Here is a 25,373-nt window from a genome sequence, read left to right as displayed (position 1 = left end):
TTAAGTTCACGAATTTTAGGGGGCTTTGCTTATTCTCAAACCCACTTTAGACTTAAATTGTAAAGACCGGAGGAGTGGAAAAAATGAAAAAAACAACAGTGACCCATATTTTCGCTATCGTTTTATCAATTGGTCTGACAATAGTTCCATTATTTTGCCCTGTGCATCAGACTGAAGACTATTGCTGGATCAAAGAAATCATGCCTCACGGAGGAAATGGTGAAGTATCAGAATAACTACTTATCCTCCATCTTGCTAATTAACTATACGTAAATAAAACCACTAAGAGAAGTGTATTTTTAAAAGAATACAAAAATGGTGAAGGGTGAAAGAAATCGAAATTTCAGAAAAGACAAAAGAGAATCATGCAATAACATTGGAATCTACTAAAAAGAAACATGGTCATTTAAGGCTCTTACGTAAATAGTGTGTTTAGCTATCATCACTATTATCGGCGATGACAATTGCGATTAAGCTTAACAACCCAAAATGGGATAGGAAAACTCATCTTGAATTAGGCGCTGTTATTTAATCAACAATATGAATGATGCAAGCTTATTCATTTGCCACGATTATTAGTGTTAAAAACCACATTTGCGTAAGATCCTCATTTAAACAGGAGAAAAATATGAAGTTCTGTCGACTGCTTTTTTACAGGAACCGCCCGAACATTCATGGACACATAAATGATTCGGGCACTCTATCTACTACTTATCAATAAGGAACAGCATCGAAATAAAGCCCAAGAGTCATCTGCTAAATTTGCTATATAAAGAATATTATCAATTGATTTTGGAAATTAATATTTAGCGGTTCCTTAAGACTTTATCTATATGAGGAGAAAAATATGAAAAATCGTTATAAAATGTTCTGTGCTCTTTCCGTAGCAGCAACTATTCTTTCAAGTCCAGTTTCCCTCTATGCTGAAGAAACTGAAACAGATGAGCAACAAGAAGTCAGAATGAATTCCATCAGCCCAGAAGGTGAAAAAGAATTCTGGTCTGAAGAGAACATCGCCAAACTCAACAGAAAGATTGAGTCAATGAAGCCTCTGGCTAATGAAACCGCAACCACCCGTGCTGGAGATAAGATTTTAAACGTTCCCAAATACACCCAGGAAAATGGATATTACTGCATTCCTGCATGTGCGCAGATTGTCATCCAGTATGTTCGCGGCATTAAATATTCTCAGTCTGACCTGGCCGCCAGCATGGGTACAAACCCTTCTTACGGCACTTATGTAGATAGGGCTGCTCCGGTAATTGCCCAGCTTACCGGCGCTAGTTATGAGCTTGGCAATAACTCGCAGTCATATTTCTACCCAAACATGGTTGCTGATATCAACGCTAATTATCCAGTAATCTATAGTGTTAACTCATCCGTTTTGAACGGTGGACCAAACGTTGGTCATGGCGTTGTTGGAATTGGTTACGGAAATGGCCAGACGACTTGGTTTTGGGATGTAAACCCCAGCATGGCCGTTGATATTTGGTACTGTTCGGCCGGTGAAATGTCATCCGCACTTAACGCAAATGGCGGCTATTATATCTTCTAATGACTCTCCTGAGAAGAATCCGTCATTATATTGAAAAAGGATTAATTTATCTTTTTGCACTGGGTTTTCTGCTCGTTGGCTGTCAGAATCCATCTGCATCACCGCCAGAAACGACCGAAACTTCATCTTCCAAAGACCAGCAGATTTCTGGATTGGAGAATACCAATGAGTCAAACAGCTCAGAAACATCTGATCAACCTGCAAGCCACATATCCGGTAAGGTCAACGAAACCAGTGAAGTCAGTCAGAAAGAGATTCATCCGCTTGATGGCCTTACACTAACAGAAGGTCAACTTTTACAGAATGACCATCTTACGAATAAAACACTCTATCTTCAGACTCTGGATCCATCGGTCAGCTATCTGTATCCAACCGTCAGTCAGTATCGATATGATCTGGACAACCAGAAACTGGAACTAATTCATACCCGTGATCCGCAATCCAATCAAAGAGTCTGGGACTTCTTTGAAAAGGATGGTCATCTTTATGAGTCTCTTGTGACCGCAACAGATGATGGATATTGTGCTTACATTACAGTAGATGGCAACAAAATCTGGGAAGGAACAATAATCGACGCCTCGATCACCCCGTTTTTTGGGACAAACGATGGAATCGTGACCTTCTTTGCCTGGACACTTGAAGGAGACAGTTCTGTAGAAACACTTTATCAGATTGACTCCAACCTGGAAGTTGTTCCGATCTGGTCTTCAAAAACGAGCGAAAGCAATGAGCATATGATTACCAACTCTAAACTCCATGATGATTATTCCATTCCGGCTTTTACTACCCAGGGTAATAACGGAATCAATGTTTATTATTATCGCGATGGGAAACTGACTTCTGTTCCCTACGATTCTGTTGCTTCTGTTGTCATTCCAATTCAGGATGGAATCATTCTTGGACGAAGAAACCAGGCCGATATCAAGAATTTTGTTTATGACTTTCTTGATTTCAGGGATGGATCCATCTCACCTTTAAAAAACGAGAATGGTGATTTAGGCCAAAAAAATCTTGGAGCAGCTTTTGATGATCGTCTGTTCTATGTCGATTTTGATGCGAATACTAATATTGCGACTGTGGAGAATGGAGAACTGGAAATTCAGAAAATCTCAAATCTTCCTTCCGGGATTTCAAATTACTACAGAATCGATGACCAGAATGTCCTGATTTATATTGATGCCTATACATCTGATGAAAATCAGATTGTCCATTATCCACACTATTATATAGTCCACCTGTAAAGATCTATAAAGCCGTCCTCGCTCTGTCATATCCCCACCATGACTGTAAAGGCCGGCTTCTCAAAAGCCGTATCTCCTTGAAGAAGATGTCACTTGCCTTTCCCCCTTGTCTTTCAAAATTCCTGTACTGAAAAGGCAATGGCACTTCTTCGATTTTGATGTTCATGGCTTTACAATGATCGGTAAAACTCTTTACAGGACTCCTGAACAGAATGGCAATTCCTTTAGGAGCTGGCCAATATCCGTTAGTTGTATACTCTCTGGCAATTATGAGTTCAGCCAAAGTCCTCCTCCCTTTATGAAAGTTCTGCGTGAACCAAGCGTTTCAGCCAGAGAATTCGGCCAGATATATAGATCAGGATCCATATTTCAGGTTTTGAACAGGTTCGCATTTGTGTGCGCTGTTCAAAACCTTTTCGCTTTTCTACTTAAGTCAAAATCAGGCTTCACTTTTGAAAATTCACTTATAATATTCCTGTAAATATTTAAAATAATCCATGTCTTTCCATTTAAATCACAACAAACAACTATATGGATTGTTTTTAGATAGTATAGTTCACTTTGCCGTTTGACTTCGGAAATTAAATTTTCATTAATATTCTTATTATTGGTTGAAAAAGAAACATATACCATTTAAGATGATAACACATCAATACCAAGCAAAAAACAAAATACGAGGAGATTTACTCATGAAAAGAAAACAATGTTCACATATTCTCGGTGCAGTCTGCACGCTGATGCTGGCGACGACTCCAGTTGTGGCAGCTTCTGCGCCGGCTTCCGTGGCTCAAATCCATCCAGCCGTTCGGTACGAAACCGATCCTGAAAGTTCAGCTACTATCTGTAACTTTGTCGATCCAGCCGGATATATTGTGGCCACTCAGACTGTTCCCGCCGGAAGTGAAATTGCATCGGATGATGATTTTGATCTTCCTGCAGGTTATCTGCTCGCAACGCCTGGCCAGTCTTACAACAGTACTTCTTCCATGGTCGATATACCTGTTATTACGGACGATACAGTATTGAATACCATCTATGGCGCCCAGAAAAAAGATTCCACTTCCGCTCTGACTGTTAACTTGTGGCTTCCAGATGGCACTCTGATCAATTCACAGACCTTTAAGTACTATCGAGCTGCTGGTGGTGGTACTCCTGTCTATACACTGGATACCAATTATGCAGTCAATGTTCCAGCCGGTTATATTCTGACTTCCGATGTTCCTTCGAGCGTTCAGATTCCTGCCAATACTCGCGGTGTGCTGGATCTGTATGTTCAGTATGATGGAACAGAAGCCGATGGTTCTCCCGCTGCTTTACAGAAAGCGATGAGTGGAGTGACCTATAAAGGTGAAGAAGTCTCTGCCAGCATTGCCAATGCTCTTGGCAACTCAGCCTTGGCTGGTCCGGCTGAGCTCAATCTGGCCGTTCTGAGTACTTCTCAGACTTCCCAGAACGCCAGTCAGCCATCCACCAGCACCACTTCGACTACAACTGTCAAAAAATCACCAGATACTGCTGTCTTTGTGGATGGTTCCTTATACAGTGCTCTGCTCGCAATCAGCGGTACTGCCCTGGCTGGAACTGGTTTTACGGTTTTGCGCAAGAAAAAGTATTGATTGCGATTATTTTCAGGCCACTGAAAAATCCGGCGGATTTTTAGAACTTGACTGTCATCTGACAGGACACGTCACAGGTTCTCAAACTGAAATAGCAATTCTTATGATTCGCTCGAATCTTCCTTTATTAAACGTAAATAACAGGAGTCTGGCATCAGATAGAATGGAGTATGAGAATTGCGTATATGTTCGAAAACAACTTGTTTGCTGCTTAGGTATCCCGGAGGTTAAGTATGAAACACAAAACAAATATTCTTTCTACATTTGCGGCGGTTTGCTGCACATCACTTCTGTTTTCAGCCCCAGTTCTGGCAGACGATCAGCCTATCATGGCTGGTCAGGACATTTATCGCCTTTATAATGGACACACCGGCGAACACTTCTACACTTCAAACTCTGATGAAAAAGCCGACCTTGTCCAAAAAGGATGGATTTTTGAAGGTGTTGGATGGGTGGCGCCGACAGAAGGCGCGCCTGTTTACAGAGTCTACAATCCTAATGCGGATGGCGGCGACCATTATTACACCAAAGATCTGAATGAAGCCAACTCTCTGGTTGCTGCCGGGTGGCAGATGGACAATGGTGCCCAACCTGTTTTCTATTCTGGCGGCGATATCAGTCTTTACTCGGCTTACAATCCAAACGCAAAATCAGGTTCCCACAACTATACAACAAGCCGCACCGAACAGGATTCCTTGATTGGCTCGGGATGGCTGTATGACCAGGTAGCCTGGAATGTGCTTGGCGATGGATATGAAGAAACAGATCCATCTTTATATCAACGCTTTGCTGGGCAGGAATTCACCTTGAAGAATTGGGGTGGCGCTGGCGGACCAAGTGTATCGATGACGATCAATGCCGATGGAACCTATCGGGAAACCAATACGAGACTTTCTATCCGGCCAGGCATCGCTTCTGAATATAGCGAATTTACGGGAAAGCTTTCAGATCCAGTCAAAGTTGATGACTATACCTGGAAAGTTCACGTCGTTTCAAGCGACTTAATCCAGCCGGTCAATACAGTCCTCCATGAGGGAAATCTTTCCAAGATCATGCTGGAACCATTCGCTGGCCTGTACGCCCCAATGGATTTCTACATTGCCTCTCCTGATAAACCGATTGAAGACTATCCTGCCTTCGTTCAGGACAGATACAGCATTCTTCCAGAGAATCTCAAAGACAGCTTCCCAGGATCCTATACCTTGTATACGCCTGATGGAATGACCTTTATGAGCATCAAGAACCAATAGCATCCTGTTCGGTCTCTGCTCCAGATGACTATCTTTCTGATTGTCCATTTCGTTGAACAGACTGCTTTTATTTCCCCATTTCTTAGGCAGAAATGGGGCTTTTCTTATTTCTTTTTGACCGTGATCTGAGTTTCTATATCAAAGGCTGCTTCAAGTTCAGTCCAGTACAAAACATTCAGATAAAATTCGTCGATCTTACTGACAAGAAGAAAAAGCGTAAATCCCTTGTAAGCAAAATAAGTGGCTCTTCACTCAAAGTGCATCGATCTTCATAATCGTCTGAATGCCAGAATGCAAAAGTACCATTTTGATTTTCAAGGCAATGGCAGCCTTTCAAAGAGTATTTACAACCGCTGAATTTGCTCAGGATAAAAATGATTTTGGACAGTTCATTTCAATGAACATGGTGAACTATCGTTCATAATATAAAGAGTAAACCTCAATCAGAAGCGCCCGAACCACGGAGTCCTCTGACAGAGTTGTTTCATAAAGCCTCTTAGAATGAGGAGATTGAATCAGGACATTGAAAATAAAGGAGAAATTGAACTTGGATTACCGCAGATTTAACAACACGATCGTTGCCCGTCTGGACACGGGCGAAGACATTCTGGAACAGATCAAAATCATTGCCCAAAAAGAAGCCATCAAGCTGGCCAGCGTACAGGCTTTGGGCGCTGTCGATGACTTTACCGTCGGCGTGTTCGACACGAAGACAAAGCAATACCATGCCAACCACTTTGAAGGAGCTTATGAAATTGTTTCGCTGACTGGCACAATCAACACCATGCATGGCGAGTTTTACTCTCATCTGCATATGAGTGCCGGCAATGATCAGGGCCAGGTTTTTGGCGGCCACCTCAACAAAGCCAATATCAGCGCCACTTGCGAGATGATCATTACAATCATCGAAGGCGTTGTCGATCGCGAATTCAGTGAAGAAATCGGACTGAACCTGTTCTGCTTTTCCTGAAAGAAAACACACACCCAGAATCAATAAGCCCAAAAGAGATTGTTCAGACTAATCGATCCTGTCGCAAAAAGGCCGGAATTCTTCAACCCGAAGAATTCCGGCCTTTCTCTTTGCCTTGAGTGGACTGATACTTCTGAACGTCTGAACTTCGAAACAGATAAGCTGTTTTTCACTACCTTCCATCCTGTAGCTTCAGGAATCGATCTAAGAAACTGTACACATTTATGGATACTCTCCAAAATGACATACTTTCCAGAGTCAGACCAGCGATAGGTGATTCTATAGGTTCCACTTCTATATCCAATTGAATCAGTTAACCAGTGACTCAGTTAATCAGTGGATTTCTAAAGAGCTGCTGAATTCGAATTACTCTTGAATTCCGGCTGCAGCCAGGGCTTTTTTATAGTCTGGCTCATGGCTGACTTCATCGACATATTCAACATAAACGATTTGGCCATTTTCATCCGTGACAAAAACAGATCTTGCCAGCAAGCCGTTTTCTTTCATGTAGGTGCCGGTCTTCTTTGCAAAGTCATGATCTTTGTAATCAGAATACGTTTTAATTACAGTATTCTGCTCTGTTTTCGACCAGCGGTCCAATGCGAATGGAAGATCTTCGGAGACGGAAAGAACTTCTACATCCTCATGGCCTTTCATTTTATTCATAAATTTGGCCAGTTCAAGGGAGCATACGCCCGTATCCGCACTCGGTACAGCCAGGATGATCTTCTTTCCTTTTGTTTCCATCGGATGGACAGGATTGAGAGCCACGTCAATGACTTCAAAATCCGGCATCATCATGCCAGGTTCCAATGGTGTTCCTTCCAGAGTAACAGGATTGCCTAAAAATGTTGTCATACTAATTCTCCTCAATTCAGTTCAAGCTGCCGTTTTTACCTGACTGTCCGGCTGTCAGGATGGAGCGAGTAAAAATGATGCCAGACGAACGAAAATCAGGCAGAACAAACGGCACGATCAGCGCACCGGCAGCTTTTCTTCTTGTTTGATTGTAGTGGACTGTTTTCCAGTTCCATATTGAGATGACCATATGGATATCGGCCATTTCACCAAAAAATCAGGGACCTGATCGACCCAGATTCTGTATCACCAGATCCAGGCTGTCATGATCCCTGATGGTTTAATCTACTTCAGTACTTCGTTTTTAATTGCTTTGCTGGGCAGGGCGGGATGGGATTGTTCCCTGCTTTGCTTCAAGATTGACCGCTTCCTGGATTCGTTCCATTAAGGCTGGGCAACCTTATGGGGGTTCAGGATATTCTTCGGGTCAAAGACTTTCTTGATGCCGACCATCAGTTCCATCGAATCTTCGGGAAGAGATTCATACAGGTATGGTTTTTTGGCAAAGCCAATTCCATGTTCACCAGATACCTGTCCGTGAAGGTCTCTGGCTTTGGCATACACCGCTTCCATGGCTTCATGAAGACGTTTTTCCCATTCCTCATCAGACAGATCGTCTTTGAGCATATAGGCATGAAGGTTGCCGTCTCCCGCATGGCCAAAGCTCTTGATCCGCAGATCAACAACCTCCTGCAGACCATGCAGGTATTCAACCATTTCATTGACCCGGTTTCTTGGAACGACCATGTCGACTTCATCCATGTAAGTTGTCGATCCCTTGATGGCTTCCAAGAAAGCGCCTCTGGCTTTCCAGATGGATTCTTCACGCTCTTCGGTATCAGAAACCAGAATATCCACAGCGCCATTGTCCAGGCAGAGTTTTGCGACGGTATCGTAAGCCGCTTCAATTTCTTCGGTAGAGTTACCATCAAATTTCAGAAGCAGATAGGCATCGGACTGCTTATCCGGGAATGGTTTGCCAAGATATTCTTCCGCATCTTCGATGACTTCCCGCTGCATGAATTCAATGGCCGTTGGAATCGATTTGGATTTGATAATCAGTGGAACGGTACTGATCGCATCCTTCAGTGTCGGGAATGGGATCAGCAAGGAGATTGCTTTTTTCGGTTTTGGAAGCAGCTTTAAGGTGGCTTTTGTGATAATCGCCAGTGTTCCTTCCGAACCGATGATCAGATCTTTCAGGTCATAACCCGAAGAGTTCTTTACGACTTTACCGCCGAAGTTGACGATATCCCCATTGGGCAGACAGACTTCCAGGCCGCGGACAAAATCACGGGTAACTCCATATTTTACCGCGCGCATCCCACCGGCATTGGTTGAAATATTGCCGCCGATTGTCGCAGATTTTTCCCCTGGATCAGGAGGATAGAAGAAATCGTGTTCTTCAACGAAAGCGGCCAGATCCATCAGCAGAACACCAGGCTCTACAGTAATCGTCAGGTTTTCTTCATCCAGCTCGAGGATCTGGTTCATCAATGTGGTATCCAGCATGATGCCATGTTCCATCGCAACGGCTGCCCCAACCAGGCCGGTTCCAGCGCCCCGCGGGGTAACGGGAATGCAGTTGAAGGAAGCATATTTCATAATCTTTGAAACTTCTTCGGCTGTTTTAGCACGAACGACGACATCCGGCATGGAGTAAGTTCCGCCAAGTTCATCATGACCATAGTCATCAGACAGGTTTTCCGCATACAGAACACGGGTATCGTCACGGATAATATTGCGAATTGCCAGAATATCATTGGCATCGACTCGTTTGTAATCAGACATGGGCTTTCCTCTGTTCTTTCACTTTGGTGATCAATTCAGGAATAACATCATACAGATCACCAACCAGGCCATAATGGGCCACTTTGAAAATCGGGGCTGAGGCATCGGCATTGATAGCCACAATCGTATCGGCATGATCCATACCGGCTGTAAACTGGACAGCTCCGGAGACACCGCAGGTAATGATCAGTTTTGGACGAACGGTCCGTCCTGACAGACCGATCTGGGTTGTTGCAGGAAGAACCCCAGCTTCGACAAGGGGTCTTGTGCAGGCAATCTGCCCACCGAGCAGATCAGCGAGTTCCTGAAGCATTTCAAGGTCTTCTGGTTTTTTCACGCCCCGTCCTGCGACAACCAGAACATCGGCGTTTTCAATCATTTTTTCTTTTGGCTTCTTGACAATATCCAGAACTTCAACATGAGAAGCAAGTTTTTCCGGATTGATGAGTTCATCAATGATCGTTCCTGTTTCTTCTGGCTGATACTCTGGAGCATTCATAATTTTGTAACGAACGGTGGCCATCTGTGGACGGTTATTTGGCGTTTTGATATGGGCCATAATGTTTCCGCCAAAGGCTGGACGGATCTGAGACAGGTCGGTGTTTTCTTCCATTTCCAGGATTGTGCAGTCAGCGGTCAGGCCGGTTTTCATGCGGGCCGCGACACCCGGTGCAAGCTGTCTGCCAACGGTGGTGGCGCCAGTCAGAATCGAGGAAGGATGAATCTTTTCAATAAAGTCAGCGAATGCTGCCGTGTATGGCTCAATTTCAAATCGGGCAAGTTCTGGGTAGTCATAGACATGAACTTCATCTACACCATAGTGAAGCAGTTTATGAGCCTGTTCTTCAATATTGTGACCTAAGAACAGTGCATAGACAGGCTGATGAATGACTTCGGCCATTTCTTTCGCCTTGCCAATCAGCTCATAAGTAACCGGATGGATATTGCCATCTACATGGTCGACGTAAACCGCAATTCCCTTCCATTTGGATTTATCTACACTTGGTTTTGGAGCATCTTCTTCAAATGTGACTGCTCCTTTGGGGCCTTTGCGAACGCACAGTTTGCACATTTTGCAGGCTGCGTTAATCTGCAGGCCTTTATCGGTCAACTCCATTGCCCCGAATGGGCAGATATCAACTAAAATCTGGGGATCTTCAATATATTCGGGATGAATTACAAGTTTTGCCATGATCTCTCTCCTCTAGATAAATTTCAGATCTGTCAGCTTGTCACACAGACGGTCGGCAAGGACAGGCCCCGATCCGTTCCAAATTTCCTGGTGAGTGGAAGAATCAGGCGGGAAAATACGCTGGACCTGGGTTGGGGAACCATTCAGTCCATAATGAGAAGCATCTTTATCATTCATGTCTTTCAGACTGAGAATTGTAATTTCTCTGTCTTTAGAAGCCATCTTGCGTACGTATGACGGCAGACGCGGCATAAAAATATCTTTATCCACAGCTAAAAGGCAAGGCATCGATACTTTTGCGATTTCAATTTCGTCTGGAAGATCCATGGCGATCGTAATCGAATCCTCATCGATATCACGGATTTCTCTGACATTGGCAACAGATGGAATCTGCAGCCATTCCGAGATTTCCGGGCCAACCTAGGCGGTGTCACCATCAATGGTCTGTTTTCCACAGAGAATCAGATCATACTCGCCGCTGGCCTGAATGCCCTGGCTGATCGCATAGCTGGTTGCCAGCACATCCGCACCGCCAAATGCGCGATCGGAAATCAGGGTTCCATTATCTGCGCCCATCGCAAAGGCTTCCCGGATGACTGCCTGAGCCTGAGGAGGTCCCATCGAGATGACATCCACGGTTCCACCCATTTTTTCGCGGATTCTAAAGGCCGTTTCAAGAGCATACAGATCATAAGGATTCATTTTGCAGGCAGCCCCATCGCGTTTAATGACGCCAGTTACGGGATCGACTTCAACTTTATTCGATTCTGGCACCTGCTTGATGCAGACTAAAATTTTCATATGTTCTCCTTCTTGTCGAGCAGAGCGACTTTTCATAAGGAATCTCTGGAAAGCAGCGGAATACCGCTTCCAGTTTACGGATAAATTGGTACGACCATTTCTTTAATCGAATTGGTCCCACCAATATGTTTTCTATCCCTACCATAAAACTCCATCATCAAGAATGCAAGTGCGATTCCCCATTTTTTGAAAGCCTATTCAGAAATTCGAAAACGCATTCACAGTATGCATAAGAGGTACAAAGCCATGCCATAAGAACATCTAGAGTGGACAAGAGTGTATGAAATGGACAAGACCGGACAAGACCATATGGAGCGAACCGTAAATGCATAAGCCGGAATGCTTTTTCATGGGTACGGCGTGAAACAGACAGTGAAACAGACAGCCACCTGCCACCTGCAGCCGATTGGCTATTGGCTATTGGCACATGAAAATCAAAAAAGCCGTTTTCTTCTATCGATGTCTATCGATGAGGAAAACGGCTTTGATGTGAGGAAATGTCTTGAAAGCAGCAACTCCGAGGTTAGCCAGGATGGCTTCAATCCGGGCAGATCAGGTTTTAAAACGGACAACCTGGTTTTCTGCCTGAATGGGCATAGCTGCTGGCTTATTTTGCGTCCGCTTTTTCGAGAGCTTCAGCAAAGCTTTCCGGGTCATTGAGGATGGAATCATTTTCCAGTAAGGAATGATCTTCAATCACTTCTGGCAGCAATGGATCAATCTCTTCTGGTTCCTTCATGGCCTGGCTGGCAAATTTTTCGAAGTTGGTATCGTGGTGCGTTTCCACCTGACGAGCCAGACGGCGGTCACGCAGTCTCTTAGCCATCTTACGGACTTCATCATTCTGGGCCCGGTGACCTTTGCATCCGGTACCAGCAGGAATCAGTTTACCGATAATGACGTTTTCTTTCAGACCAACGAGGTGGTCGACTTTACCCTTGATGGTGGCATCCGTCAGAACCTTTGTGGTTTCCTGGAAAGAGGCAGCCGACAGGAAGGAGTCGGTTTCAACAGAGGACTTCGAAATACCTAACAGAATTGGCTGGAAGGTCGCTGGAACTTTACCTTGCAGCAGTGCATCACGGTTAATCTGCGTAATGTTATTTAAGGACAACTGAACACCAGTATTCAGATCCGTATCGCCTGGATCTGTGACGATGACTTTCTTCATCATCTGACGGATCATGACTTCCAGATGTTTATCAGAAATTTCGATACCCTGAGACTGGTAAACTTTCTTAACCTCTTTGAGGATATAGTTCTGTACCTGGTTGACACCGGCAACTGCAAGCAGTTCTTTTGGATCCAGTGGACCTTCAGTCAGCGGCTGACCCGCTTCAATTTCCTGTCCAACCTGTACCCATGGACGCAGGGTCTGGTTGGCATTGATCTTATGGGAAACAGATTCGGTTTCGTTTTTGATTTCAACTTCCTGGCGCAGTGTACCATCAATTCGTTTGATGGAGACGATTTCACCAGAAATCTGGGCGATAACGGCAACACCTTTTGGATGGCGGGCTTCAAACAGCTCTTCTACACGAGGAAGACCCTGGGTGATATCTCCACCATCACCACCGGCTACACCACCGGTATGGAATGTACGCATGGTCAGCTGAGTACCTGGTTCACCAATAGACTGGGCAGCCATTGTACCAACGGCTTCACCGACTTCAACGACTTTACCGGTTGCCATGTTTTTACCGTAGCACTTCACGCAGATACCATTGGTGGATTTGCAGGTGAAAGGCGAACGGATGTACATGCCTGTAACGCCGGCATCAACGATCTTTTTGGCGATGTCTTCCGTCATGTACGTATCGGATTCGACGATCAGTTCGCCAGTTTCCGGATTGACAACATCCTGTTTGGAGTAACGACCAACCAGACGATCATACAGAGGTTCAATGACCGTGTTTGTCTTACGGTCAACGAGATCCTCTACCCAGAAGCCTCTATCGGTTCCGCAGTCGTCTTCTTTGATGATGACATCCTGCGCAACGTCAACCAGACGACGAGTCAGGTAACCAGATTCGGCAGTCTTCAGGGCGGTATCGGTCAGACCTTTACGTACACCATGAGTGGAAATAAAGAACTCAGATACGTTCAGACCTTCACGGAAGCAAGAGTAGATTGGTACCTCGATGATGGATGGAACATATTCACCGGCACGGGATTTACCTTTGGCAGGGCGGGCCATCAGACCACGCATTCCAGCCAGCTGGGTAAAGTTAGACGTATTACCACGGGCACCGGAGGTCGCCATCATGTTGATTGGGTTTTTACGCGGCAGGTTGCTCATCAGCTCTTCAACAATGTCGTCTTTGACATCAGCCCACAGTTTATTGAGGTGACGCTCCCATTCTTCCATGGTGAGCAGACCTTTTTGCTGGAGGTGTTTGAGCTGGTCAGCTTTTTCACGGCCTTCATCGATATGTTTTTCCTTATTTGGAGCAACTTCGATATCGGACAGGGCAACAGTGATACCGGCCACGGTCGAGTATTTGAATCCAAGGGATTTAATTTCATCAAGAATTTCGGCAACGTCATCGACTTTGTAGCGTTTGAATACTTCGGCGATAACTTTACCTAAGTCTTTTTTCTTTACAGCTTCAACCGTTGGCAGGTCCGCGATGAATTTTTTAACATCGGTTCCTGGCTTGATGAAGTATTTTTCTGGCGTCTTTTCAAAGTTTTCTTTGGAAACTTCGTTCAGATATGGGAAGTCAGATGGGAACATACCGTTGAAGATGATCTTACCGACAGTTGTAGCAAGATAATCATTGGCATGTTCTGGACCAAAGCTTTCTTTGTTCAGACCGGATACTGGCAAGGCAATCCGGCTGTGCAGGTGAACCTGTCCAGTCTTGTAAGCCAGCATAACTTCATCGATATCGGAGTAAACTGTACCTTCGGCGTTGGCATAGCGTTCCCAGGCTGCTGCTTCTTTTTCGACACCGGCCTGACGATAGCGTTCCGCTTCATCGAGCAGTTCCTGTTTGGTTTCTTCCATTGTCAGATAGAAGTTGCCCATAACCATGTCCTGGCCAGGGGTAACGATAGGTTTACCATCTTTTGGACCCAGGATGTTATGGGAACCAAGCATCATAACCAGTGCTTCCGCCCGGGCTTCTTCAGACAGAGGCACGTGAATGGCCATCTGGTCACCATCGAAGTCGGCGTTGAATGCGGTACATACCAGCGGGTGCAGACGCATGGCTCTTCCTTCAACCAATTTTGGCAAGAAGGCCTGAATGCCTAAGCGGTGCAGCGTAGGCGCACGGTTGAGCAGAACTGGATAGCCTTCGATTACTTTTTCTACGACTGGCCAGATTCTTTCGTCACGGGCTTCGATCATTTTTTCAGCCTGTTTGGCGTTGCCGACGATTTCAGAGTTCACCATTTCGTTGATAACGAATGGCTTGAACAGGTTGATCGCCATTTCACGTGGAATACCGCACTGGTACATCTTCAGATCTGGTCCTACGGCGATAACCGAACGACCGGAGAAGTCTACACGTTTACCTAACAGGTTCTGACGGAAACGTCCCTGTTTACCTTTTAAGGAGTGGGACAGTGATTTTAAGGCACGTCCGCCGGCACCCGTGATTGGTTTGGAGCGACGGCCGTTATCGATCAGAGCATCGACAGCTTCCTGAAGCATACGTTTTTCGTTCTGAACGATGATGTTTGGAGTGCCTAAATCCAGCAGTTTTTTCAGACGGTTGTTACGGGTGATGACACGACGATATAAGTCGTTCAGATCACTGGTCGCAAAACGTCCGCCATCGAGCTGCAGCATTGGGCGCAGATCAGGTGGAATGACTGGAATGTTCTGGAGAATCATCCATTCTGGTTTGTTATCGGAATGACGGAAAGCGTTGATGGTGTCCAGACGTTTGATTAATTTCTTACGTTTTTCACCGGTTGCTTTTTCAAGCTGTTCCGTAACTTTGGTATATTCGGCTTCCAGGTCAACATTCTGAAGCAGCTCGAGAACCGCTTCGGCACCTGTTTTGGCTTTAAAGCCAGTTGGGCCATAAATCGCCTGGTTTTCACGGTATTCCTTTTCAGACAGAATCTGTTTGTAGTTCAGACCGCTGTCCATTGGATCCGTGACTACATAGCTGACGAAATAGACAACTTCTTCCAGCTGTTTTGGTGTCAGATCCAGCAGCAGCGCCATCCGGCTTGGAATTCCGCGCAGATACCAGATATGGGCGACTGGAGCGGCCAGGTGAATATGACCCATCCGCTCACGGCGCACGCTGGACTTGGTGATTTCAACACCGCAGCGTTCGCACTTGACGCCATTAAAATGCTTTACTTTCTTATATTTTCCACAGGCACATTCATAATCCTTGGTTGGACCGAAAATGCGTTCGCAGAACAAGCCATCCTTTTCTGCTTTCTGGGATCGGTAGTTAATCGTCTCAGGCTTGAGAACTTCTCCATACGACCATTTTTCAATGGCTTCTGGAGAGGCAAGTTTGACCTGAATCGAGGAGAAATTGTTTACTGACATTCGATCTGTACATCCTCCACTTCTTTACGTTCTTCTTCAAACTCGTCGTCTTCAGTCTGTTCGTCTTCTGTGTCATCACCTTCGAAAGTTGTTCCCGATAAGGCTTCAGCAACAACCGATGGATCCAGATCATTTTCAAGAGGTGGTTCACCGGCTTCTTCTTCGCCTTCCGGAATTTCTCTGGCTTCAACTGTAATGATGGAATCGTCGTCATGTTCAACGGCATTGTCATTCTTGTTGGAAGAGTTCAGAGAAACAACGTTGTTGTTGTCATCGAGCAGTGTGACATCAATGGCCAGACCCTGAAGTTCGTTGATCAGTACGCGGAAGGATTCTGGAACGCCTGGTTCTGGAATGTCTTTACCTTTCGTGATCGCTTCGTAGGTTTCAATACGGCCCTGAATATCGTCAGACTTGATGGTCAGGATTTCCTGCAGAGTATGGCTGGCACCATAAGCTTCCAGTGCCCAGACTTCCATTTCTCCAAAACGCTGGCCGCCATTCTGTGCTTTACCACCTAATGGCTGCTGCGTAATGGTGGAATAAGGTCCAGTTGCACGGGCGTGCAGTTTATCGTCAACCATGTGCGCGAGTTTGATCATATACATGACACCAACGGAAATCCGTTCATCGAATGGCAGACCAGTCTGGCCATCGTAAAGAACCTGTTTCCCATCGAATGTCATCTGTGCTTCTTTCATGACATCAGCCAGATCTTCGTTGGACAGACCATCGAATACAGGTGTCGCGAATTTCTGGTTCAGTTTTTTGGCTGCATAGCCGAGGTGGATTTCCAGGATCTGTCCAATGTTCATACGGGAAGGTACACCGAATGGGTTCAGGATGATATCGATTGGGGTACCATCGGACATGAATGGCATATCTTCGATTGGCATGATCTTGGAGATTACACCTTTGTTACCATGACGGCCGGACATCTTGTCCCCTTCAGAAATCTTACGTTTCTGAGCAATGTAGACTTTGACACGGGTATTGACTCCAGGGGGCAGGTCGGATCCATCCCCGCGTTTGAAGACTTTGGTGCTGTGAACAATACCAGCGCCGCCATGTGGAACTTTCAACGAATTGTCGCGCACTTCTCTGGATTTTTCACCAAAGATCGCGAGCAGCAGTTTTTCTTCCGGAGAAACTTCGGACTGGCCTTTTGGCGTAACTTTACCAACCAGAATATCTCCTTCGTGAACTTCAGAACCTTTGAGGATGACGCCATTCTCATCGAGTTTCTTCAGCGTGTTTTCGGATACGTTTGGAATATCACGGGTGATTTCTTCCGGTCCAAGCTTCGTATCCCGGCAGTCGATGTCGTATTCCTCAAGGTGGATTGAGGTGTAGACATCATCACTGACCATCCGTTCAGACATGATGATGGCATCTTCATAGTTGTAGCCGTACCAGGTCATATAAGCGATGGTTACGTTCTGACCTAAAGCCAGTTCGCCATTTTCCATGGATGGTCCATCGGCCAGGATATCGCCGGCTTCAACTTCTTCGCCAACTTTAACGATTGGTTTCTGGTTGATGCAGGTCGATGCGTTGGAACGGGAGAACTTACGGAGCATGTAGGTGTGTTCCTTGCCGGCTTTGTCGGTGTTGACAATGCGCAGGGAGTCTACATAGGTAATGGTTCCGTCTTCTTTTGCGACGATACCAACACCGGAGTCTTTGGCAATCTTGTATTCAATACCAGTGCCGACATACGGGGAATGCGGCTGGAGCAAAGGTACGGCCTGACGCTGCATGTTGGCACCCATCAGGGCACGGGAGGCGTCATCGTTTTCCAGGAATGGAACACAGGCAGTTGCAACCGAAACGATCTGTTTCGGGCTGACGTCGGCCAGTTCGACTTCGGATTTGTCAGCGATGATTGTATCGCCATTTTTACGGGCAACGACACGATCGTGGATCAGACGGCCATCACGAACTTCGTTGGCCTGGGCGATCACGTAATCGGCTTCTTCATCCGCAGACAGGTATACCGCCTTTTCGGATACAGTGCCATCTTTATTTACGATTCGATATGGAGTCTGGATGAATCCATATTCGTTGATTTTTGCATAAGTTGTCAGGTTGGAAATCAGACCAATGTTTGGACCTTCAGGGGTCTCGATTGGGCAGATTCGGCCATAGTGAGAGGAGTGAACGTCTCGAACTTCAAATCCGGCACGGTCACGCGTCAGACCACCTGGGCCTAAAGCGGAAATACGGCGCTTGTTGGTCAGTTCAGCCAGTGGGTTTTGCTGGTCCATGAACTGGGACAGCTGAGAAGAAGAGAAGAACTCTTTAATCGCTGCAGTTAATGGACGAACGTTGGTGAGTTTTTTCGGGTTGATGTTTTCAACTTCCTGGATGGACATTCTTTCCTTCACCACACGTTCCATTCGGCTTAAACCGATACGGAACTGGTTCTGGATCAGTTCACCAACCGAACGGATCCGACGGTTGCCCAGCATATCGATATCATCGGTCTCGCCAATTCCTTCCATAACATTCAGATCATAGGCAAAGAATGCATAAATATCTGGAATTGTCACGGTATGCATATTGGCAAACGGATCATTTCCGGTAATATGAACCAGCTGGCCATTTTTATCTTCGACATCGATTTCCTGAACGGCTGCACCGATTAACCATGCCGTAACATCTTCGTTCTGCATGCGGCCTTTGAGATCAAAGACAGCGGCGTCATCCAGTTTTTCCGGTGTTACACCAATGGTGTAGCGGCCGGCAATCGGTTCGAGATCGGAGTTCACCAGATCACGGCCATCTTTATCTGTCAGACGGCCTAAGGTGAGCAGACGCTGACCATAGTTGAGGACGGCGTCAACATTTTCGTCTGTTAATGTGACAGGTTTTGCCACCAGACCCGCATAAATCTTGACAGGTTTGTCAAATTTTACGATCTGTTCTACATCCTGAGGAGTAAGAACCTGACCCTGTTCAAGCAGAACCCCATCCAGCGTGATATCTTCAGCCAGGACACGGCCAATCAGACCTGTTTTATAAGAGGCAGGAATGGTTACGATATCCGCTTCGAGGAATTCTGGTTTGAAAGGATATGGATTCATGTAAAGACCTTTTGCGAGTTCGCCGCGCAAAGCGTTGCGTTCATCACGGGTTACATGAGTTCCTTTTGGCATGAATACTTCGCCATCTACGCCAATAATGTCGTGGGCAAGAGTTGTATTCATGGTACGGGCTACAGCATTGAGCTTTTTGCCCAGTTTATAACGGCCGGCTTTGGTCAGATCATAACGGCGCGGGTCAAAGAATTTGGCCTGCATGAGGGTGATGGATCCATCCAGAGTCGGGATTTCGTCAGAGCGCTGGTTTTCATAGAAAGAAAGCAGGGCTTCTTCTGTTGTTTTGACTTTATCAGCGAGCAGTGTGTTTTCGATTTCTTCAGATTTTCCAAAGAAGCCGTTGAATAACATGAGATACTGATTCATGTATTCGCGGTTGCCCTCATCGACAGCCACGTCTTTTGCTTCCTTGCCAATGGCTTTCAGGAACGTATCCAAAGGCTTGGTGTCAAAAGCGTCTTCTCCTTTTTCCAAAGAGAAGCTCATTCCTAAGGCTTTAAAGAAAATCGAGGACAGGATCTTACGGCGACGGTCAATGGAAACATTGATGGCGCGGCCATTCGTGTTCTTTTTCTGTTCGGTCATGAACTCAAGCCATGTACCACGGCTAGGAATCAGTTCACAACTGTAATTCTGACGGCCAGTCTTGTTATCATAAGATTCCGCGAAATACGCGCCAGGAGAACGAACAATCTGAGAAACGATGACACGCTCAGCACCATTGATGATGAATGTACCAGTTTCCGTCATCTGGGGAAATTCACCAAGATAGACTCTGTCTGCTTTGGTGATGACTTCTCCATTTTCGTTGACCACTTCAAGTTCCATGTCAACTTCAAGAGAAGCAGCGTAGTTGCACTCTTTCTCCATGGCTTCCTGCGGAGTACATTTTGGTTTAGCAAAATGGAATCCTTTATAGTTCAGTTTGATATTCTTGTTGAAACTTTCAATCGGGAAGATTTCATTGAAAACTTCTTCAATTCCCTGCTTGGTAAACCAGTCGTAGGAATTCGTCTGAATTTCGACCAGATTTGGAAGCTCCAGCTTTCCGGAGACTTTTGAATAGTCCCGTCTAAATGCTTTTTTTCCTTCCGGAACGATTTGGTATGGTTTATTGCCTTCCATGCGCACGATCCTTTCTTCAGTATTGAACAACAGCCAGTTTTCGGCTATTATGCAATTTACTAGTGTATGATGGTCCTTACCCTTTTGCAAATGAGATTCCCTGCAACCCCTTTAATTTATGGGTATTTTATACATTTTTTGGACCTTTTCAGATTTTGAGTTAAAATACAAGTCTTGACTTACATCCTGAAAAGACGTATACAGCTCTTTTCCGGTCTTCACACGCATCCTTTCTGTCTGCGGGCTTTGCATCTCGATATCATTTTCAACTTTTAAACCCTTGTTGTGCCTTTCATCTGCCTGAAAGATCACTTTTCAGGGCGAATCTGTTCAATTTCTTCGGCGGGGGATCCGAAGAGGAAAGAACAGAGTACAACCTTTCGATGTCTTTGTCACTTTTTCAACTTCAACGCCCAGCCTGATCAACCGATTCTTCCATTCAGTTTGTGCCTCTTCGTTCAAAAAGCCATCTGATTTGCCCTGCAGCTCATACTCTTTTTTTGTGGAAATTGCAACCACAATTGCCTTTTGAAAATTATCCCCTGTTTTCTGGCTTTCCTGTCTGAAACAAGACTGTTCTAAGCTCTGCTTATAAAAGATGGACAAACGAACATTGTTTTTTGTAAAAAAGAGAGACAGAATGAGGAGGAAGGATGTATTTGCGGGATACATTTAGAGAGGTCCTGCTTCAGTGGACGATTCAAGGGGGTTGTTTGCTTTAAGCAAACAGCCCCTTTTGAGCGTCAAGAAGAATAGATACCAGACTATACTATGCAAGATCGATGCAGATTCCTTTAAATATTTTCGTAGAATCGATTATCGGATTCGTGTGACAACATGGAACCTCCCCTCTTTTCCAAAATCTGAACCTGAAAAAGCCTGTCTGCAGCTGCCGACAGGCTTTTGATTCTCTGTTTTCAATTTGAAAGATTTGCCAGACCAGTACCGGTATGGTTTCCACCAGAAATATCTTTTGCCAGTTTCTGATTCAGCGGAGCAGTGCTCAAAGCTGTAAGAAGGAGAGTGGTTATCCGGCAATCCGACGGCTTCGTCTTCGGGCTGCCACTTCCGGATCGTCTTCTTCTTCCGGGATGCGCACATGTCGGGCAACAGGGGGCGGAGTTCCTGTTGAATCCGAAGAATTCTGTTGTTCGCCTGCCCAGGGTGCATCCGGTTCTTCTTTTCTGGCATGGGAATGTTCCCATTCTTCTTTTCGCTCACTCAGATCCCGTTTGGTAATGCGATGCGTTCCCTGCCACATCGCCGGCACAAGCAGCAAAATAATCGGCAGCAGTTCCAGACGACCCGCCAGCATGGCAAAAGACAAAGCCAGTTTTGCCACATTTGAGAATCCGGCAAAGGTAGACATTGGACCCACATCGCCAAGACCCGGACCAATATTGTTGATGGTGGCGGCGACTGCAGAAAAGTTTGTCACCAGATTCTTGCCGTCAATCGTGACAACCAGAAGGACACTCACAAACACGATCAGATAAATAGCCAGAAAAACATTGATGGCCCGAACGGTTTCATGCGCAATCGGTTTTCCGTCCATATGGACTTTTTCTACGAGTCCTGGATGAAGCAGATTGCGAAATTCTTTTTTGATGCCTTTGACCATAACGTTAAAACGGCTGACCTTGATTCCACCCCCGGTTGAACCGGCGCAGGCGCCGATAAACATAATGATGATCAGTAAAGTCCTTGCTAACGGCGTCCATAAATTGAAATCAACCGTCGCATAGCCCGTGGTCGTAATCAAAGACGAGACAGTGAAGAAAACATGGTGAATCGCCTGCCACAAATCTGGAAAACGATCCCGGACAGATAAGACAATGACAAAGGTCACCACCAGGATGATGCCAATATAAGTCAGGACTTCTTCCATGTGGAACGCCTGTTTCCATTTGCGGCGCAGCATCAGGAAATAGAAGGAGAAGTTGATTCCAAACAGCATCATAAAGATCGCAATGATTCCCTGCTGGAGCATGGTATAGTCATCAAACCCGTTAGGCCGGACCGCAAATCCGCCCGTGCCGGCAGTGCCCATGGTCAGACAAAGCGTATCAAACAGCGGCATCCCGGCCAAAAGCAGAAAAACAATCTGAATCAGTGTCAGGCCGATATACATCATATACAAGGTCTTGGCGGTATCTTTGACTTTTGGAACCAGTTTGGACACATCCGGTCCTGGGGATTCGGCAATCATCAGGTTCATGAACTTGGCAGAGGTACTTGGCAGCAGAGCCAGCAAAAACACCAGAACCCCCATCCCCCCGATCCAATGCGTAAAAGAACGCCAGAATAAGGATCCATGGCTGATCGTGGAAAGATCCGGAATGATGGTACTGCCAGTTGTCGTAAACCCGGAGACCGTTTCGAAAAAGGCATCGATCGGATTGGAAATCTCACCAGCCAGAATGAAGGGCAGACTGCCAAGAATCGACATCAGAATCCATGCCAGTCCCGTCGCGGCCATCCCTTCACGCGCTCGAAAGCGGCCCATCGATTTTCGGCCCCAGGTCAGCAGCAAGCCAAGTCCCAGGCAAAGCAGGGCAACCAGAAAGTAAATCAGCGCCACATTATATTCCTGATAGCAGATCGCACAGATCATCGGAAGCAGCAAGAAGGCCGCTTCGGCTTTGCACACCTGACCGAGCACATACAGAACGGCTCTTAGATTCATGGTTTCACCTTTCTTCCTTTAGCCGAGCTGGTGGACTGATTCTGACGGGGATAAGGCGTGGTGTTGAGAATGTCCGAAATATCGGTAAATCCACAGTTATTGGTGATGACAACCACCGAATCACCAGCCTGCATCTGATCAGAACCGTGCGGCAGAATCGATTCGTCTCCCCGGGTAATCAAAGCAATCAGCACCCCCGGCTTGAGATCCATCTGATAGAGCGGCTTGCCAATGACCGGCGCATTTTCACAGACGGTAAATTCGAGGGCTTCAACCTGGTCATTGGCCAGTTTATGCATGGTTTCCACGTTGCTTCCGGTGCCGTTGGCAATTGCACGGACATGACGCACGATAAATTCAGCAGTCAGTTTTTTCGGGTTGATCAGAGTATCCAGATCCAGATCCTGAATCACTTCATCAAACATCCGGTTGGCCTTCGTAACGGTCTTCAGGCCCGCTTTGCGGTGGGCAAACATGGACAGAAAGACATTTTCTTCATCAAAGCCCGTCAGCGAAACCAGGGCGTCCATTTCCATCAGCCCTTCTTCCAGCAGCAGGTCCGCATCCGCGCCATCGCCATGGATGATGATGCAGCCTGGATGGAGCAGCGCGAATTGTTCGCAGGTGGCCAGATCATGATCAATGATCGTCACTTCCATCCCTTCTTTAAGCAGATCTTCGACAAGGTAGTGAGCAATCTTGCCGGCTCCGATAATCATGACGCGCTGGGTTGGCGCCGTCGGCAGTCCGGCTTTGCGGAAGAATTTGATGACATTGATTCGGCTGCCAGCCAAATACAGCTTATCTTTGCCTTTGAGTACAAAGTCGCCATCCGGGATATAAGCGAGCTGATTGCGCTCATCGACACAAAGCAGGACGTTATCAGCCACATGGGATCGTACGTTTTTTACCGCCAGGCCATCCAGAACGGAATTGGGCAGAATTTTAAATTTATAAATTTCCCCGATGCCATGTGAAAATGTATCGACATCAATGGCACCTGGCAAAGCCAGAACACGTTCGATTTCCTGAGCGGCCAGCAGTTCTGGATTGATGATCATATCCAGTCCTAACTGTTCTTTTAAATAGTCCATGTCCGCGGAATACTCTGGCGAACGCACGCGGGCAATCGTCCGATGGCAGCCGGCTTTTTTCGCCAGCAGGCAGGACAGCAGGTTGACTTCATCATTGGTCGTCACCGCAATGAACAAATCTGCCTCATCCAGTCCCGTTTCATTGATGGTATCTGGAGCGACAATATTGCCGGTCATCCCCATGACATCAAAGCTCGAGGTCGCCGCCCGGACGCGTTCCGATCGCGTATCGACAACGGTCAGATCATGTCCTTCCAGGGAAAGTTCTCCGGCCAGGAAGGTTCCTACCTTTCCCAATCCTGCAATTACAATCTGCATGATTTCACCCTTTCTTAAAGTTTGAGATGCATCCTCTGATGGCAGGCCCAGCTTTCTTTGGTCAGCGGTTCACTCTGATTGGCAGATGACAGGATCAAAGACTGAGTCTGACGTTGAATTTCTGTGTTTTTGTTTATGCAATCCAGTAAAAGTCCAGCCGCTTTTTTGGGGGCCTGACTGTTCTTTTCAAGCCGGCCTGCAAAGGCCCAGTCTATTCATTTTAGCGGATCAACACAAAAGAGAGTCTCTCTTTTTGAATTGTTCCGTTTTTAAGCCAAAAACTGGAATTTGCTCTAACAAAACGTCCCTACCAAAGCGTTCAGAACGCCTTTGCAAACCAACACCAGCACGCTTTTGATGGACTTTATCCGTTCCATTGAGCGGTTTTGGGCGTATTCTTACGCTCTGTCCCTGGCTTGCGCGAAAATCTTCTCTCTTTCCACTTTCCAATCCAATCCTTCTTACTGGTCAGATTCAAAGGAATGCATGATTGTCAGCGCCGTATCCAGCATTTTTTCCGAAAGCTCTTCTTCCTTCAGCAGGCTGGCCGCTAACATGGCACACTTGAAATAGTCGGGATTGGCCTGGAGCTTTACGGGATCAATATGCTCAAGCAGACTGGCCAGTTCTTCCCGCCTGGCAAAATAGGCCGCCTCACGTCCCACTTCTTCCATCAGATCTTTCAGAAGCATTTCCTGATTGTTTGCGGTCGCAATGGCCATGGCTGCAATGGGCAGACCTGCCTTTTCGATCTCATTTTGAAGGCGCGATACCTCCGCGATTTCATACCCTGAAAAATACAGAAACGGCACCGTCTGCGAAAGTTTTCTGGGATCATATTCAATCGGCTTGCCACCTGTCAGTTCTTTAAGCGAGCGATCAAGGTCTTCATCGCACAGGCAGTGAACTTCTTCCTTTCTGGTGATGGCTTCAAATCGTTTCATGGCCTCTGGATCAGCCTGTAAAGAACCTGGATAAAACAGAATCATCATTGTCCTCCTCATACTCATATACTGTTTATTTAGGTTATTTTCCTATATAAATAATGTAAGTTTATCTCTTCTGACGGTTTGTCTGTCTGGATCTGATGTTCAACAAAAAGACAATCCAAGACTTTCCTGTTCACTTTTCAAAGACAGACAGGAAAAAAGACCAGCCATTTCACCGGCTAAGTCTTCCTCTACTATAATAAAGTTAAAGTGATCCTGCCTGACGACAAACCAGATTCTCTGATCAGAAAATCCATGAAGAAC

At 46.0% G+C, this 25,373-nt stretch carries 17 protein-coding genes; 6 read left to right on the top strand and 11 right to left on the bottom strand.

Features of this window, described 5'->3' with window-relative positions:
- Window positions 1–83 precede the first annotated feature (83 nt).
- The 6 genes from U4956_RS10015 (at window position 84) to U4956_RS09990 (ending at window position 6,632) form a co-directional block, all read left to right on the top strand.
- Window positions 84–236 carry a hypothetical protein gene (locus U4956_RS10015; protein ID WP_323090523.1) on the top strand — a complete coding sequence of 51 codons (153 nt, stop codon included), beginning with the start codon at window positions 84–86 and terminating at the stop codon, window positions 234–236.
- Between the two features lie 611 nt (window positions 237–847).
- Window positions 848–1,555 carry a C39 family peptidase gene (locus U4956_RS10010; protein WP_323090522.1) on the top strand — a complete coding sequence of 236 codons (708 nt, stop codon included), beginning with the start codon at window positions 848–850 and terminating at the stop codon, window positions 1,553–1,555.
- On the top strand, window positions 1,555–2,796 hold the full coding sequence (locus U4956_RS10005; RefSeq protein WP_323090521.1) for a hypothetical protein: 1,242 nt from the start codon (window positions 1,555–1,557) through the stop codon (window positions 2,794–2,796). The genes U4956_RS10010 and U4956_RS10005 overlap by 1 nt, the downstream gene beginning before the upstream one ends.
- Before the next feature lie 689 nt (window positions 2,797–3,485).
- Complete coding sequence (locus tag U4956_RS10000; protein ID WP_323090520.1) at window positions 3,486–4,412, top strand: hypothetical protein; 927 nt, start codon at window positions 3,486–3,488, stop codon at window positions 4,410–4,412.
- 233 nt (window positions 4,413–4,645) lie between these two features.
- Window positions 4,646–5,662, top strand: coding sequence for a hypothetical protein (locus U4956_RS09995; protein WP_323090519.1), 1,017 nt, complete (start codon window positions 4,646–4,648; stop codon window positions 5,660–5,662).
- 547 nt (window positions 5,663–6,209) lie between these two features.
- Window positions 6,210–6,632 (top strand): PPC domain-containing DNA-binding protein, encoded by a 423-nt coding sequence (locus U4956_RS09990; RefSeq protein ID WP_323090518.1) that lies wholly within the window; start codon window positions 6,210–6,212, stop codon window positions 6,630–6,632.
- A gap of 366 nt (window positions 6,633–6,998) precedes the next feature.
- Here the strand turns inward: U4956_RS09990 and tpx are convergent, their stop codons facing one another.
- The 11 genes from tpx to U4956_RS09935 form a co-directional block, all read right to left on the bottom strand.
- A complete protein-coding gene (tpx, locus tag U4956_RS09985; RefSeq protein ID WP_323090517.1) occupies window positions 6,999–7,490 on the bottom strand; it encodes a thiol peroxidase in 492 nt (163 codons plus the stop codon).
- Between the two features lie 384 nt (window positions 7,491–7,874).
- Complete coding sequence (locus tag U4956_RS09980) at window positions 7,875–9,281, bottom strand: FAD-binding oxidoreductase (protein ID WP_323090516.1); 1,407 nt, start codon at window positions 9,279–9,281, stop codon at window positions 7,875–7,877.
- Window positions 9,274–10,473: an electron transfer flavoprotein subunit alpha gene (locus U4956_RS09975; protein ID WP_323090515.1), complete on the bottom strand. Its 1,200-nt coding sequence runs from the start codon at window positions 10,471–10,473 to the stop codon at window positions 9,274–9,276. The genes U4956_RS09980 and U4956_RS09975 overlap by 8 nt, the downstream gene beginning before the upstream one ends.
- 12 nt (window positions 10,474–10,485) lie before the next feature.
- Window positions 10,486–10,800 (bottom strand): hypothetical protein, encoded by a 315-nt coding sequence (locus U4956_RS09970; protein ID WP_323090514.1) that lies wholly within the window; start codon window positions 10,798–10,800, stop codon window positions 10,486–10,488.
- 93 nt (window positions 10,801–10,893) lie between these two features.
- The gene (locus U4956_RS09965) at window positions 10,894–11,274 is read right to left on the bottom strand and encodes an electron transfer flavoprotein subunit beta/FixA family protein (protein ID WP_323090512.1); all 381 of its coding nucleotides are present in this window, start codon (window positions 11,272–11,274) and stop codon (window positions 10,894–10,896) included.
- A gap of 607 nt (window positions 11,275–11,881) precedes the next feature.
- The gene (gene rpoC, locus U4956_RS09960) at window positions 11,882–15,796 is read right to left on the bottom strand and encodes a DNA-directed RNA polymerase subunit beta' (protein WP_323090510.1); all 3,915 of its coding nucleotides are present in this window, start codon (window positions 15,794–15,796) and stop codon (window positions 11,882–11,884) included.
- Complete coding sequence (locus U4956_RS09955; RefSeq protein ID WP_323090507.1) at window positions 15,787–20,022, bottom strand: DNA-directed RNA polymerase subunit beta; 4,236 nt, start codon at window positions 20,020–20,022, stop codon at window positions 15,787–15,789. Before U4956_RS09955 ends, rpoC begins: the two co-directional genes overlap by 10 nt.
- Before the next feature lie 330 nt (window positions 20,023–20,352).
- On the bottom strand, window positions 20,353–20,694 hold the full coding sequence (locus U4956_RS09950) for a hypothetical protein (RefSeq protein ID WP_323090506.1): 342 nt from the start codon (window positions 20,692–20,694) through the stop codon (window positions 20,353–20,355).
- Between the two features lie 355 nt (window positions 20,695–21,049).
- Window positions 21,050–22,708 (bottom strand): TrkH family potassium uptake protein, encoded by a 1,659-nt coding sequence (locus U4956_RS09945; RefSeq protein ID WP_323090505.1) that lies wholly within the window; start codon window positions 22,706–22,708, stop codon window positions 21,050–21,052.
- Window positions 22,705–24,120 (bottom strand): Trk system potassium transporter TrkA, encoded by a 1,416-nt coding sequence (trkA, locus tag U4956_RS09940; protein ID WP_323090503.1) that lies wholly within the window; start codon window positions 24,118–24,120, stop codon window positions 22,705–22,707. Before trkA ends, U4956_RS09945 begins: the two co-directional genes overlap by 4 nt.
- A gap of 461 nt (window positions 24,121–24,581) precedes the next feature.
- Window positions 24,582–25,112: a DUF3783 domain-containing protein gene (locus U4956_RS09935; protein ID WP_323090502.1), complete on the bottom strand. Its 531-nt coding sequence runs from the start codon at window positions 25,110–25,112 to the stop codon at window positions 24,582–24,584.
- Window positions 25,113–25,373 lie beyond the last annotated feature (261 nt).

The sequence above is a fragment of the Allobaculum sp. JKK-2023 genome (assembly GCF_034745455.1).
Lineage (GTDB): Bacteria > Bacillota_I > Bacilli_A > Erysipelotrichales > Erysipelotrichaceae > Allobaculum.
The sequence above is the reverse complement of the archived record's forward strand: the minus strand, read 5'-3'. Positions and strand labels throughout refer to the sequence as shown.

What these genes read in the sequence shown, in the direction of transcription:
- U4956_RS09965 (WP_323090512.1), bottom strand. Translation starts at nt 11,274, where the DNA reads ATGAAAATTTTAGTCTGCATCAAGCAGGTGCCAGAATCGAATAAAGTT.
- U4956_RS09955 (WP_323090507.1), bottom strand. Translation starts at nt 20,022, where the DNA reads ATGGAAGGCAATAAACCATACCAAATCGTTCCGGAAGGAAAAAAAGCA.
- U4956_RS09995 (WP_323090519.1), top strand. Translation starts at nt 4,646, where the DNA reads ATGAAACACAAAACAAATATTCTTTCTACATTTGCGGCGGTTTGCTGC.
- tpx (WP_323090517.1), bottom strand. Translation starts at nt 7,490, where the DNA reads ATGACAACATTTTTAGGCAATCCTGTTACTCTGGAAGGAACACCATTG.
- U4956_RS10010 (WP_323090522.1), top strand. Translation starts at nt 848, where the DNA reads ATGAAAAATCGTTATAAAATGTTCTGTGCTCTTTCCGTAGCAGCAACT.
- U4956_RS09970 (WP_323090514.1), bottom strand. Translation starts at nt 10,800, where the DNA reads ATGGATCTTCCAGACGAAATTGAAATCGCAAAAGTATCGATGCCTTGC.
- trkA (WP_323090503.1), bottom strand. Translation starts at nt 24,120, where the DNA reads ATGCAGATTGTAATTGCAGGATTGGGAAAGGTAGGAACCTTCCTGGCC.
- U4956_RS09950 (WP_323090506.1), bottom strand. Translation starts at nt 20,694, where the DNA reads ATGTATCCCGCAAATACATCCTTCCTCCTCATTCTGTCTCTCTTTTTT.
- U4956_RS09945 (WP_323090505.1), bottom strand. Translation starts at nt 22,708, where the DNA reads ATGAATCTAAGAGCCGTTCTGTATGTGCTCGGTCAGGTGTGCAAAGCC.
- U4956_RS09935 (WP_323090502.1), bottom strand. Translation starts at nt 25,112, where the DNA reads ATGATGATTCTGTTTTATCCAGGTTCTTTACAGGCTGATCCAGAGGCC.
- U4956_RS09980 (WP_323090516.1), bottom strand. Translation starts at nt 9,281, where the DNA reads ATGTCTGATTACAAACGAGTCGATGCCAATGATATTCTGGCAATTCGC.
- U4956_RS10000 (WP_323090520.1), top strand. Translation starts at nt 3,486, where the DNA reads ATGAAAAGAAAACAATGTTCACATATTCTCGGTGCAGTCTGCACGCTG.
- U4956_RS09975 (WP_323090515.1), bottom strand. Translation starts at nt 10,473, where the DNA reads ATGGCAAAACTTGTAATTCATCCCGAATATATTGAAGATCCCCAGATT.
- U4956_RS10005 (WP_323090521.1), top strand. Translation starts at nt 1,555, where the DNA reads ATGACTCTCCTGAGAAGAATCCGTCATTATATTGAAAAAGGATTAATT.
- rpoC (WP_323090510.1), bottom strand. Translation starts at nt 15,796, where the DNA reads ATGTCAGTAAACAATTTCTCCTCGATTCAGGTCAAACTTGCCTCTCCA.
- U4956_RS10015 (WP_323090523.1), top strand. Translation starts at nt 84, where the DNA reads ATGAAAAAAACAACAGTGACCCATATTTTCGCTATCGTTTTATCAATT.